Annotated in this window: 11 protein-coding genes; 5 read left to right on the forward strand and 6 right to left on the reverse strand. The window is 55.1% G+C overall.

What is annotated here, in order from left to right:
- Positions 1-14 precede the first annotated feature (14 nt).
- Both PLD04_03025 and PLD04_03030 read right to left on the reverse strand, forming a co-directional pair.
- Positions 15-1730, reverse strand: a complete 1716-nt coding sequence (locus tag PLD04_03025) for a succinate dehydrogenase/fumarate reductase flavoprotein subunit (protein ID HXK67293.1) — start codon at positions 1728-1730, stop codon at positions 15-17.
- Positions 1731-1963: 233 nt separating this feature from the next.
- Positions 1964-2866: an alpha/beta hydrolase gene (locus PLD04_03030; GenBank protein ID HXK67294.1), complete on the reverse strand. Its 903-nt coding sequence runs from the start codon at positions 2864-2866 to the stop codon at positions 1964-1966.
- A 101-nt stretch (positions 2867-2967) separates the two neighbouring features.
- Between PLD04_03030 and PLD04_03035 the strand changes: the two genes are divergently transcribed.
- Together PLD04_03035 and nth are read left to right on the forward strand one after the other, a co-directional pair.
- On the forward strand, positions 2968-4608 hold the full coding sequence (locus PLD04_03035; GenBank protein HXK67295.1) for a helix-hairpin-helix domain-containing protein: 1641 nt from the start codon (positions 2968-2970) through the stop codon (positions 4606-4608).
- On the forward strand, positions 4601-5239 hold the full coding sequence (gene nth, locus PLD04_03040) for an endonuclease III (GenBank protein ID HXK67296.1): 639 nt from the start codon (positions 4601-4603) through the stop codon (positions 5237-5239). The genes PLD04_03035 and nth overlap by 8 nt, the downstream gene beginning before the upstream one ends.
- Before the next feature lie 12 nt (positions 5240-5251).
- Here nth and PLD04_03045 read toward each other — a convergent pair whose 3' ends face one another.
- The 3 genes from PLD04_03045 to PLD04_03055 all read right to left on the reverse strand — a co-directional run bounded on the left by PLD04_03045 (position 5252) and on the right by PLD04_03055 (position 8778).
- A complete protein-coding gene (locus tag PLD04_03045) occupies positions 5252-5764 on the reverse strand; it encodes a class I SAM-dependent methyltransferase (protein ID HXK67297.1) in 513 nt (170 codons plus the stop codon).
- A gap of 135 nt (positions 5765-5899) precedes the next feature.
- Positions 5900-7237, reverse strand: a complete 1338-nt coding sequence (locus PLD04_03050) for a radical SAM protein (GenBank protein HXK67298.1) — start codon at positions 7235-7237, stop codon at positions 5900-5902.
- Positions 7234-8778: a hypothetical protein gene (locus PLD04_03055; GenBank protein ID HXK67299.1), complete on the reverse strand. Its 1545-nt coding sequence runs from the start codon at positions 8776-8778 to the stop codon at positions 7234-7236. The genes PLD04_03050 and PLD04_03055 overlap by 4 nt, the downstream gene beginning before the upstream one ends.
- 74 nt (positions 8779-8852) lie before the next feature.
- Here PLD04_03055 and PLD04_03060 point away from each other — a divergent pair, with 74 nt between their 5' ends.
- Both PLD04_03060 and PLD04_03065 read left to right on the forward strand, forming a co-directional pair.
- Positions 8853-9554, forward strand: a complete 702-nt coding sequence (locus tag PLD04_03060; GenBank protein ID HXK67300.1) for a response regulator transcription factor — start codon at positions 8853-8855, stop codon at positions 9552-9554.
- Positions 9551-11320 carry an ATP-binding protein gene (locus tag PLD04_03065; GenBank protein HXK67301.1) on the forward strand — a complete coding sequence of 590 codons (1770 nt, stop codon included), beginning with the start codon at positions 9551-9553 and terminating at the stop codon, positions 11318-11320. The genes PLD04_03060 and PLD04_03065 overlap by 4 nt, the downstream gene beginning before the upstream one ends.
- A 72-nt stretch (positions 11321-11392) precedes the next feature.
- Here PLD04_03065 and PLD04_03070 read toward each other — a convergent pair whose 3' ends face one another.
- On the reverse strand, positions 11393-12106 hold the full coding sequence (locus tag PLD04_03070) for a hypothetical protein (GenBank protein ID HXK67302.1): 714 nt from the start codon (positions 12104-12106) through the stop codon (positions 11393-11395).
- A 163-nt stretch (positions 12107-12269) separates the two neighbouring features.
- Between PLD04_03070 and PLD04_03075 the strand changes: the two genes are divergently transcribed.
- Positions 12270-13226 carry a hypothetical protein gene (locus PLD04_03075; protein HXK67303.1) on the forward strand — a complete coding sequence of 319 codons (957 nt, stop codon included), beginning with the start codon at positions 12270-12272 and terminating at the stop codon, positions 13224-13226.
- Positions 13227-13232: the final 6 nt, after the last annotated feature.

Consider the following 13232-nt stretch of genomic DNA (forward strand, 5'->3'; position numbering starts at 1 on the left):
GGTGATCTCCTCTCTCAGTATTTCCGCTCAACCGGTTTCCACTTGGTGAGGGTAACCGGTTTGTAGTCAACGACCGGACCGTCGGGGCCTTTCCGGACGAGAGTGTGTTTCAGAAATTTATCGTCATTCCTCTTTGTAAAATCTCTACGGGCATGGCCCCCACGGGACTCTTCCCGCGCCAGGGCTGCCACGAACATAATCTCGGCCTGGTCGAGCAGGTTTTCGGTTTCCAGATAATTCATGAGGTTGGAGTTGTACACTCTCCCCTTATCCTGGATTCCCACATTCTTGAATCGCTTCTGGAGTTCCCTCAACTTGTCGAGACCGGCGGACATCTCCTCACCGTCCCGGTAAACTCCCATGTGAAGATCCATCAGGGTTCGAAGTTCCGCACGAATGCGATAGGGATTTTCCGAACCATTAAGATTGACGATATCGGTAAAGAGCCTCTTTTCTTCTGCCTCTGCGCGGTCGGTCGGTGCCGGGGGAAGAGCCGGCGCGGTAGACAGGAACTTTACGATTTCCTCCCCGCAGATCCCGCCCCACACCAGACATTCCGCCGTGGAGTTTGTACCCAGCCGGTTGGCACCGTGGAGTGAAACGCAGGCAACCTCTCCCGCTGCCCAGATGCCCTTCGCCTTTGCCGCTCCCGTAATATCGACCTCGATTCCACCCATGGAGTAGTGGGCGACCGGTCGAACCGGGATGGACTCCTTGATCGGATCAAGGTTGAGAAATTTCATGCAGACTTCCCGGATAAGAGGAAGGCGCCGGTTGATGCGGTCCGCACCAAGATGTGTCAGATCCAGATGAACGAAATCGAGACTGTTGGGTCCCTTGAATCCCCGTCCTTCCAGGATCTCTGTAATCATCGATCTTGAAATGATGTCGCGGGGAGCCAGTTCCATGAACTTTGCCGCATACTTTTCCATGAACCGATTTCCCTCGCTGTTTCGAAGATGACCGCCCTCTCCCCTGCATCCCTCGGTCATGAGAATCCCGGAAGGAACCAGACCGGTGGGATGGAACTGGATGAACTCCGGATCCTCAATATTGAGACCGGCCCGATAGGCAAAGGCCTGTCCGTCGCCTGTCACCGTCTGGGAATAGGTCGTAAATCCATACAGATTCCCCACACCGCCGGAAGCGATGAGAAGGGCCTTCCCCCGCATCAGGTAGAACTCTCCGGTAATCAGGTTATAGGCCGTGATCCCTCTGAACTCTCCCTCTTCGATCAGGATCGATGTCACAAAAACTTCATCGAAGCGGTCATAGGTCTTATAGCGGAGCAGTTCATCATAGAGGGTCTGCATTTCAAAGAACCCTGTCTTGTCTGCTGCCATCGTAGCCCGGGGATAGCTGTGTCCCCCGAAGGGGCGTTGAACAATCCTTCCATCTTCAGCTCGTGACCAGGGCAGACCCCAGTGGTCCAGAAGACGGATCTCATATGGGCATCGGGAACAAAAAACATCCACAACATCCTGATCTGCCAGGAAGTCCGAACCTTTATTGGTATCCCAGGCATGGAGATCTAACGAATCCCCTTCTTCAGGACGCAGGACGGCAGCCGTCCCCCCCTCGGCACAGCATGAATGGGCCCGCATGAGCTGAACTTTGGATACCATCGCAATCGAGGCATCCTTACCCAGACTGCGGGCAATCTCCACACCGGCCCGCAACCCTGCGAGACCCGTGCCAAAGATAATGACATCGTAGGTGAGCTCTTTCACCGGAGCGTTCTCCTTTCCCGTACATTGTGGCGTAGCATTGCGCACTAGTATACACCCCGGGCTCCATGTGAACAAGGTCACGACGTACATGGGAAACCCACGCGGGGCCGGCATTTATTTGCAATTGAGACTATGTATAGAAATGAACTTCTCTACAATGAATGAATAGATTTTTCTCTGAACAGGCCCCTGCAGATCGGAGCCCCTGAAACGTCAACCCGTGATGAAATCCATCAATGAATCGCGGTCAGGAATTGATCCAGCCGCGAATTAAACTCCTCCGGTTTTTCCATCATGACCCAGTGGCTCACACCCTCCATTGGATAGACTTCGATTCCCTCTCGAAGATTCTGCAGGCTGTAGGTCTCCTGGTTCTCAGGCGTGACAAAGGCCAGCATGGGCCCGGAATATTGATTGAGATCACTGGAAAGATCATAGGCAAGGAGGCTCTGCCAGATCTCCAGATAGGCTTCGGGTTCGAGGCTTTCGATCGTGGCCGAAACTTCCTCCCTCACGCGCGGTGAGGCGTTGGAAAGAAGCCCATCGTAAAACTTCTTCACGTTCTCCATGACATCTCCCTGATTCATCTTATCCATGAAGGCGTTGATCTGCTCGGGAGGCAACTGGCTCAGATCCCCGACGGAGTCCACAAAGACCAGACCGGCAACGCGTCCCGGGTGCAAAGCAGCATACCGGATCACGACAGCACCTCCCAGGCTGTGACCGGCCAGGACGACACGCCGGATTCCCAGGTGGTCCAGGACAGCATGAATATCGGAAGCGAAGGCATCCACCGTGTATTTGCCATCCATGGGAGGCGTACTCTGGCCGTGGTCTCTCAGGTCCATGGCCAGCGCCCGCCTGGACTTTCTCACATGGGCAAGCTGATCCTCCCATACCGTCATCTCCCCGGCGAGACCGTGAACAAAGAGGATGGGAACGCCTCCGGTTCCACCATCTTCCACGGTCAGATATCCAGAAGGCCCGTGGATCTGCATGAGGGTGATCATGGTTTCCGGCTCAGGGGAGGGTTGGGTCTGACGGGTGCAGGCCACCGAAACGAAAACGAGGCCTGTCAGCAGTAGAATTTGTATTGGGACGCATAACCGGGAAATAGAGGGTCGCTGACAAACCATAGAAAAGCCTCCTTTAAAAAATACTTTGTCCATTATAATCCATTGAACAAGGGGGTGGACGCAACGGCCGGTTGACAGCAAAATCTGGGATAATACAAGCCATGAATAAGAAGAAAGCTGCCGCCATCCTGGAAGAGATGGCCGATCTCATGGAAGTCACGGGTTCCAACCCCTTTCGAATTCGAGCCTTTCGCAACGCAGGACGGATCGTCCCTACCCTGGAAGGAGATATTACCGCAGATCGGCTGGCCGGGGTTAAGGGGATCGGCAAAGGTCTTTCTGAGATCATTCTGTCCCTGCTTCAATCGGACAGCCACCCGCTCCTTGAAGACCTGTACGAGAAGGTATCCCCTGGAGTGAGGGAATTGTTACAGATACCCGGCCTCGGACCGAAAAAAGTCCGGACCCTCGTGGAACACCTCGGGATCGACAATCCCGGGGAACTCCTCTATGTCATTTACCAGAACCGCCTGCTCGACCTGCCCGGCTTCGGAGAAAAGACCCAGCGAGCCCTCGGCCTTCAACTGGAATCGAAAGAGGCACGCCGTCATGAAATTCATCTTGACCGGGCTCTCGATCTGGCCCGCACATGGCAGACATCCCTCCCCTCCCTGATCCCCAGCGGCCTCCTGCGGCGCTTCGATCGTACGATAGGTCTTCTGACCTTTGTCCTTTCCGACCGGGAAAAAGGGAACATCGGAGACATTCTCCCGGATGGATCCTGGGAACAGAAGGGTCGTACCCTCCATAGCTGGCACCACCACACTCCGGTGGAGATCCACCTGGCGGAAGAGAAAACGGAAATTCTCCGTTTATGGGAGACCACCGGATCCCCATCCCATGTCGAAGCGGTCAAGCGCCGGATTGTTGAATCCGGAGCAGATCTTCCCTCACATCCGGAAAGTGAGGAAGCGATCTATTCTCTGGCTGAACTCCCCTGGATTCCGCCGGAACTCAGGGAATCAGGAAACGATCTCACCTTCACCGCTTCATTCGATCTTTCCACTCTTTTGAAACCGGAAGATATCCGGGGATGCCTTCACAATCACACGGTCTGGAGTGACGGCATTCACACACTGGAAGAGATGGCCAGTGCCGCACGTGACCTTGGCTGGTCTTTCCTGGGATTTGCCGACCACTCTCAAAGTGCCTACTATGCGAGGGGCCTGGAGACCCGCCGTCTCCTTGAACAGACCCGTGAAATCCATGCACTCCGTCAGTCGATTCCGGACCTCTCTCTCTTCACCGGCGTGGAGTGCGACATCCTCCCGGATGGGTCCCTGGACTATCCCGATGAAGTATTGGAGAGTCTCGATTTCGTCGTCGCAAGCGTTCACACCCGGTTTTCCTTGACAAGAGAGGAGCAGACGGAAAGGATCCTTCGAGCCATCGCCAATCCCCATGTCGACATTCTCGGCCACCCGACGGGAAGGCTTCTCCTGGCCCGGGAGCCCTACGATGCCGACATGGATCGGATCCTGGAAGCCGCCGCCCGGCATCGGATCATGATCGAAATCAATGCAAACCCGCACCGACTTGACCTGGACTGGACCCGGGTCAAGACCGCCCTTGACCTGGACATTCCGCTGATGATTAATCCCGACGCCCACATGACGGATGGGCTGACGGACGTTCTTTACGGTGTCATGGTGGGGAGAAAGGGATTTCTCACCCGGGAGGCCTGTGCCAACACATGGTCTCCCGAGCGATTACGATCCTGGCTGGGAGGTGACCGTGGCTGATCGAAAGCGGGCGGCTTCCATCTTTGATGCTTTGAAATCCGCGTATGGGACGCCAGGGACCGTGCTTCTTTACTCCAATCCCCTGGAACTGGCCCTGGCCACCATCCTCTCCGCCCAGTGCACCGATGAACGGGTGAATCTCGTCACCCGTTCCCTCTTTACAAAATACAGGTCACCCGAAGACTATCTGCGGGTCCCCGCGGAAGAACTGGAAGCCGACATCCATTCGACCGGGTTTTTCCGGAACAAGACCCGATCGATCCGCGGGCTCTGCAGAAAAATCCTGGACAACCACGGCGGAGCTGTTCCTGACACGATGGAGGAACTGGTTCAGCTTCCGGGTATTGGCCGGAAAACGGCCAACATTATCCTGTCCAACGCGTTCGGCAAAGTGGAGGGGATCGCCGTGGACACTCACGTCGGAAGGCTGGCTTCCCGCCTGGGCTTTTCCTCCCACAGCGACCCCATTAAAATTGAGAAGGATCTCATGAGCCTATTCCCCCGGAATCGCTGGATGGAGGTAACCTACCTCCTTATCGAACACGGCAGGGCCGTCTGCAAAGCAAGAAAACCCCGATGTGCGGAATGTTTCCTTTCCGCCCTCTGCCCCTCCGCCCATTCGATTTCCTGAGAGACGGACGGCTTACCGTGCAGGATCTTTCTCTGCAATCAGCATGAGCAGAGGAAAGGCGTTCGGACCCGGGGTCGTATCTTTTCCCCTCAATTTTGACTCCAGGGCAAGAAGCTCGGGATTCGAATCGACAGACAAATGCGTCACTTGAACATAGCGGGTCCGGAAGCCGGCGGACTCCAATAAATTTGGAATCGATTCCGCCAGGTTCATCCGGGCACCACCGGGTGGATAAGGGGTTGAGGAAGGACTGTAATCCGGCTCGATCAACGCAATGGATCCCCCTGACTTCAGAACCCGGTACACTTCCCGGATCGCTGATTCCAGTTCCCGTATCCAGATCAGAACGAAATGGAAAAAAGCAAGATCGAGGCTCCGGTCTTTCAGCGGCAGGCTGCATGCATCCCCTACCAGAGAACGTAATGGATCTCCCGTCAGCAGCAGACATGGTTCCCGGTCAAGACCGATGGCACCCGGGACGCGTTCCCGGATTTCCTTCAGGATCGCGCCGGTACCGGAACCGATTTCCAGAACATGTTGCTTTCTGGGAAGATGAAGGTACCGATAGAGATGGAGGCGGGCCGGACGCGTCTCCTTCGCCTGAAGAGTCAGGTATTGCTGGATCTCTTCAGAGGTAAATCCCGGAAAGGCCTGGATGGATCAGCTCCCCGTCGGTGACGCCATGCAGGTGTAATCCCCATGGTCCGTTTCCAGGGGACATCCGCCTCCGCACAGATCGACCCACTCACAGTCCGTGCAGGCTTCCATCATGTACCTTCTCTCGCGCAGAGAGATACAGACAGGATGGTTCCAGATCGATGTCCAGGAATCGTTCAGAATATTGCCGACGGACGTATAGGTCGACTGGCAGGGCAGTACGGTGCCGTCCGGTTCGATGGCCATGGAGATCCGGGCAGCGGAACACTGTTTCAGACCGAGCTGGAGATCGACGGGATTTAATTCACAATAACGGGTCGGCGTGTACCAGATAAAGCGAAGGCCCAGACGCTCCGCTTCCTCACGAATGTCTGTAAGAACGCGTGTGAGTTCTTCCATAGAGAGTGCAAGTTCCTTCTGCTCTTCCTTACCCGTGTGGATCATTCCGTTGACGGCAAAGGAGGGCAGTCCCAGGTCCGCGATGAGTCGAACCGTCTGAACGGCATTCCCTGCGTTGGTCCTCGTAAGGGTCGTGTTGGTCAGGACGTAGAGGCCGGCATCGATACAGTTACGAATGCCCTGCAGAGTCTGGGCGTGGGCGCCATGCGCCCCCACCATCCGGTCATGGATCTCCGGGTCGGCCGATTCCAGGGTGATCTGCACGTAGTCCAGGCCGGCATCGCCCAGAGCCTGCAGATAATCTCGATCGGCCAATCGGCGTCCATGGGTCAACAGCCCGGTTACGAGTCCGATTTCCTCCGCACGTGCAATCAAATCGGGAAGATCATCCCTCAGCGTAGGCTCCCCCCCGGTAAAAGCCACGTGGGGAATCCCTGCGTTCCAGAGGCGCTGAAGCACGTTGTACCACTCCTCTTTCTCCAATTCTTTTTCCGCTCTTCCCTTCAGGTTGTAACAGTGGTGGCAGTCGTTGGAACAGCGGTAGGTCAGAGCCAGGTCCATCCGAAGAGGAGCGCTGCCCTCATAGGAAAAGGCCGCCACGGGTTCCGTGTCGAGGTAGGTTATAGGGCAGATCCCGTCGGTACGAACCAGAACGGACACCGTGTCCAGAACCCGCGCGATATCTGTTTCAAGGACCCGTTTACTCGCCCGGTAACGTGACTTCATGGTCCTCAGAATTTCGGACCGGTCCAGCCCGTCCATGGAGAGTTTGACGATCTCCGTAGCTGTTGGATTCAGATGGAGAATCTTGGCGGCATTAATGGAGAGGACACCTCTGCCCCCTTCCTCCACGCGGAGGTGAAGACGAGCAGTCATCTCGGGCTCTTCGATTCTCTGATGGTAGAGACCCTTAGAAAGCGGTTGCTTTTTCCTGAAGATCATCGTCCACCTCCGGCACAGGCACAGGCACACCCCGCACAGGCGCAGGCACACGCACATCCGCCGCCCCCCCCTGACCTGCCTCCCGAACTGACGGGAACCGGGTTGGTTTTGGATGTGACATTCTGGGCCAGGGAAGATACGTTTCCGACAATGGAGTTTGCGTAACTTTCCACCCCGGACACGATATTGTGGGCAAAGTCCAGCCCGCTGATCCTTCCCGGAGCCGGCACACCGGCCGTGGAGGGATGGCTTCCTCCCATGTAATGGTGCCACCAAATGGGCCTGGGTATGGTCTGATTGGAAAGGACTTCGGGTATTTTCTTCTCCGCGTCTTCATCCAGAAGAAGCCACTCAAAGGACTGTTCGTAGTTGTCGGTTCCCACCTCTCTCCACGCCTTTCTCATAATCGTTTCATAGTAGCTGAGGGTCTTCTTCCGGTTGAATCCCTTCATCTTGTTTTCCACGTTTTTTATCAGCTTGATCAGAATTTTCTCGGCTTCCTTGGGATCGATCTTCCTGTCATCCTGAATGGAGGCGATAAACTCCTCTTCGTACGTAAGAAGTGAACCTTCCCCTTCGATTGGCTCGACCTGAAGCGGCGTCTTTCGCTCTACCGAGGCCCTGCCCTTTCGAACCAGTCCGAAGAGAACGAGAGCCAACACCTTGTTCACCTTCAATTCCTTCAGAACGGCGACTTCCGGAACGGTCAACCCCCGACGAACCTCCACCCCTTCCACTCCTACCGTGGCAGGGAGATATTTCATCTTTCGCCTGTTGCTGGAAATAATACCCAGTGCGGCGAGAGCGATAATTCCCCCAAAACAGAGAAAGGGCACCAGGGCTCCAATGACCATTCCAATGAAGGATAAGAGCTTTCCCATGAACCGGGAAAACTTGGAGGGGGGCTCGACTACGGATTGAACCGCCGAGGCGGGGAAAGAAACGCCGAATTCATAACGGCCAGAGGGTGATCCATTATCTACGATATACCCGAAGACAACGCCGTTCTCGGTGAGTTCCTTGACCTGAGGTTCCTGTTTGTGCCATCTCGGCTGATCCGGACTCACCGTGGGTGGAAGGTGGAAGTAAACCTCATACCGCGTCGTTCCCCGGGTATACTGGGAGCCGAACCAGGTGGGCGCAAACCGCAGGGAAGCGTACTCCGGGTCGTCATCATCCCGGTAGATCATCCTCGGGTTGTTGATCCTGACGTGAATCGTACCCTGATTTCCCGGAGCAATCGACTTTTCCAGGAGGTGGACTTCAATCCCGATGGACACATATTCTGATGGGCGAATATCGAACAGAGGCTGCCCGTCCAGATCAGCTGCCGCCGTTTCGATCCGATACCCGGCTTTGGGTAAGCCGATATCCACAACATCGATGGGCTGCCCGATATTCTGGAAGGTGATCCAGTATTCAATGTCAATGGATCCGTCATCCTGCACATACACATGGGAAATGGAGGTCGGGACTTCGAAGAAGTAATCCGCGTGGAGAATCCCCGCCCCTGCCAGAAGGAGGAGAATAAGGCGTTTCATGGGAGGAGTATATCATGGGCTATCCGCATACAGGCCTTAACATTTCCTTAATGTTTTCAGGGCACTATTGTAGAATGGTTGACGTGAAAGACATCTCGATCCTGGTTGTCGAGGATGAAGATGACATCCGGGAGCTCCTGGCCTACAACCTCCACCGGGAGGGATTTCAGGTCGAAACCGCCTCGACGGGTGAAGAAGCCTTGAAAAGGGTCGCGGATGACCCCCTCCCCCACCTGGTACTCCTGGACCTGATGCTTCCCGGGATTGGAGGACTGGATGTCTGTCGACTCCTTCGACGACAGACGGCGACCGCGAAACTGCCCATCATCATGCTGACGGCACGGAGCGGAGATCGAGATATCGTGACCGGCCTGGACATCGGGGCGGACGATTACATCACCAAACCCTATAACTTTTCCATCCTCCTCTCCCGGATCAAGGCTGTGCTTCGACGACGGAACATTGAAGTTCCAGAGGCCAAAGTGCTGGAATTTGAAGGTCTGCTACTGGACCCCGAACGCCACGAAGTTCGTGTTGAAGGAATCCCCATATCCCTCACCTTTTCAGAATTTTCCATCCTGTCCCTCCTTGCCGGCCGGCCCGGCAAGGTCTTCACCCGGTACCAGATTGTGGACGCTGTCCGGGGTGACGACGCCTTCATTGGAGATCGTACCGTGGATGTCCATATCGCAAGCCTGCGCAAAAAGCTTGGATCCATGGGTGAATGGATTCAGACCGTCCGGGGCGTAGGGTACCGATTCCAGGAAACCTCATGATTCGAAATACACTCTTTTCCAGGCTCTTTATCACTCTCTTCCTCTTCGCCCTTTTACCGCTCCTCGCTGTCACGGTCCTGGTTCTGGACACGATGGGAGATCTCTATCTGCAGCGGGAAGCCGAGGAGCTCCGGGCTCAGACGATCCTCCTTGAACCGTCCATCCTTCAAGCTTACATTCAGGGCGATTATCAAAAGATCGATGCCATGTGCAAGGGTGTGGTTCACGGCCTTCCCGTCCGGTTCACCGTCATTCTGGCCGAAGGAACCGTTATCGGTGACAGCGACTCCACACCCGGAGCCATGGATAACCACGCTCTCAGACCGGAGATCGTTGATGCCTTCAAGACCGGGTCGGGCCGTGCGGAACGGTACAGCTACACCCTGAATACTCCCATGCTCTATGTGGCCCGTGCCGTGAAACTGGAAGAGCATGTCCCCTTTGTAATCCGTGCTGCCCGCCCCATGCCCGCGGTTCGCCAGCTTCTCTCCGCGCTCTACAGCAGGCTCCTGGGGGCGTTAGCTGTCATGCTCATCCTCTCCATCCTGGCGAGCGCGTACATTGCCTGGAGGATCAATCGTCCCCTGGTCCGTCTTCGGGATGGGGCGCTCGCCTATACCCGCGGGCTCACACCCCGGCCCATCCATCCGGAAGGGACGCGGGAAATTCGAGCCCTGACCGAAGTATTCAACGACGTGGCTTCCCGTCTGCACCAGACCCTGCAGACTGTCCAGGCCCAGTCCGAAGAGCGGAAGATCATCCTCTCCAGCATGCAGGAAGGCGTTCTGGCCTTTGACGCCGAGGGTAAAGTTCTCGACATGAATGAAGCGGCGTTTCGGATTCTCTCTCCTCCCATCCTGGACGTCAGGGGACGATGGATCGAGGAAGTAGTCCGCCACCCGGACCTCCTTTTGCTGATTCACACCCTGCTGGATAAAAAAGAGAACAGGGTTCAGGACATCATTACGCCGGGCTCCGAGGAACGCCACATTCATGCACGCGGGACCCTCCTTCGAAGCGGAGACCACGTATGTAAGGGTGGTTTAATCGTTCTCCTGGACGTGACCGAGTTTCGCCGTTTTGAAAAGATGCGTTCCGAGTTCGTCGCCAATGTCTCCCACGAGCTGAAAACTCCATTGACCACCATGACAGGAGCCATCGAGACACTCCAGTCCATGGAAGAATTACCCGGGGAGTCCTCCCGCTTTCTTGACATGCTGTCCCGCCAGGCGGACCGGCTCCGGGAACTGATTGAAGATCTTCTGGGACTTGCTGCGCTGGAGCGGATGGAGTCCGGGATTCCCCCCGAGAGAACGAAAACCTCTTCCAGGGAAATCCTGGAACGCGTTCAGAACACAATGGCTGAACGGGCCGGAAATCAGGGTATTTCCGTTGAAATCGCAGGCCTGGAATTCCCTGTTATTGATGTCAATCCAACGCTTATGGAGCAGGCCCTCACTAACCTGGTGGATAACGCGATCCATGCAAGTCCGCAAGGAACAACAATCACCCTTTCCACCCGGACTGAATCGGAGGGGGTCGCCATCGACGTCACGGACGAGGGCTGCGGAATCCCTCCGGAGCACCTGGAGCGCATCTTTGAGCGGTTTTATCGTGTACCCGGAGCGAAACGAAGCGGTATGCAGGGGTCCGGACTGGGACTTGCCATCGTGAAACATACGGCTCATCTCTTTGGGGGACGGGTGGAGGTGAGCAGTACACCGGGCAAAGGCTCCCGATTCTCAATCATCCTTCCACGGATCTAGCGGGTACGGCACATGATTCCAGCCTCGACCGATTTCTCTGTACGAATGGACGCACAGAAGATCTTCAAAGACTTAACGCTGGGCGGATCGCACCTCGTCTAACAGCTGTTGAGCCGCGGAACGAATGGACTCCCACCGGGGATCCTTTTCGTTTTCCAGCCCTGCAAGAACCGTTTCAAATGTACGCGATGCATCCAGCAGGTTTCCCTGTTCCATCTGCCGGATTCCCTGCCACAGGCCAGCCTTGGCGGCTCCACCCACGAGGGCTGTCAGCGGGTCGGAAGATTGAGAATCCATGGATATTCCAAGGGATGATAAAATCCCAGCCATGGTATCGGAATTTCCATGTTCCGCTGCGAGCTCTAACGGGCCCGGCACGGGGTAATCGAGCTTAACAACCCCCCGAAGAAGCCAGAAACAGATTCCGGCAAGTGCAATAAAGATTGGACCGACCATCATGCCTGCACTACGGTTCCCGCTGCTCATTCCGGGCAATATTGTGGCAACGGCAAGGCCAAACCCTCCAAAGAGAATCAGAATCACAAAAGAGAATTTCAGAATACCCGGGCTGTACCAGTTTGAAATATCAAAAAGATACTCCCGGGTCGATCCACAGGAAGGACAACGTCCCTTTCTCCAATCGTAATATCTTCCGCTCTGAAGATTCCGGTGGCGGACACGATCATACGTGAACCTTTCCCCGCAACTGCAGGGCGATGATTGAAGAATCCCCCTCTCTTCTCCCTGAGAATCTGTCAGAACCGGAAATGTTGTTGGAAAGTTCACCCGCTACCCTCCGTATTGAGAAGTGGATTCCATTCGAGTCTTCCCGTCGGACATGCAGGATTCAATCACTGGAATCAGTATAATCCCGGTGAAGAGAGCTCGGAAAGGATTTCATGATGCCTTCAAATTTGATTCCCTGCGGAACCGGTACTACACTCAAGGTATGGTGACGACCCAACAGATTCAAGCGGCCGCCAGAGTCATTGCGTATTCCAGTGTATTCGGGGAATTGATGGATCTGTATCGGACAAACACCGCAAATTCGAGGAATCGGATTCCGACGGTCAGGGAAGTGGACCCCATTCTATCTCCCGTAATCGAAGGCTGGTCTTCATGCCTTCCTCCCCTGCCACGCATTCCCTTCGGCCGCACTTCGATCTGGAGAGAAGGAATGCGGGGTTTGAAGGATACGTATCTGAAAAACCAGCTATACCAGATCCTCCGTGATTCCGAATCGGGCAGAAATGTAATTGTGAACCCCATTTCTGTTTTCGGCAGGCATTCCAGGGATCTGGCCCGGGCCCTCCCAGCCTGCGAGGTGATTTCCACAGATATCACATCCACATGGAACACAATCTTTCGACATACAAGTGCCAGACTTTTTCGAGCCACACCCAATTATCGCTTCGTCAGGGAAAGCATCTATGATCCCGACGTCACGCGAAGACCCGAAGCCGTCGTGTTCTTCGGCGCCTGTGGGTCCCTGACGGATGCCTCTATCGATTATGCGGTCACCGTGGAATCTCCAATACTGGCAGCCCGCACATGCTGCCTTGAAAACATTGCAGGGAATACAAAAATGGTGAAGCATTGGACCCTCATCAACATCTTATTCCGCATGAAAAACTGGGAATTTTCACGATACAAAAAGACCGGCAAAGATTACTATTTTTCACCCTTTTACAACGTAAACGCCTATCCTCGAAGTCAATTCGCCCGGATGACAAGTAATTCAGATGAATTTCTTCGAATCGCTCAGGATGCCGTGGACAATCCTCTCTGCAGGGAGCTGATCAACATCGATCGATGCCTTCACCTGGAGGAACACGGATATAACGTCCTCTACAGGCAAGAATTATTTTTCGCGTTTAAGGAGAGCGAAAAAGGTACGGCAACCTGAATCTCG

The sequence above is a fragment of the Thermoanaerobaculia bacterium genome (assembly GCA_035593605.1).
Lineage (GTDB): Bacteria > Acidobacteriota > Thermoanaerobaculia > UBA2201 > DAOSWS01 > DAOSWS01.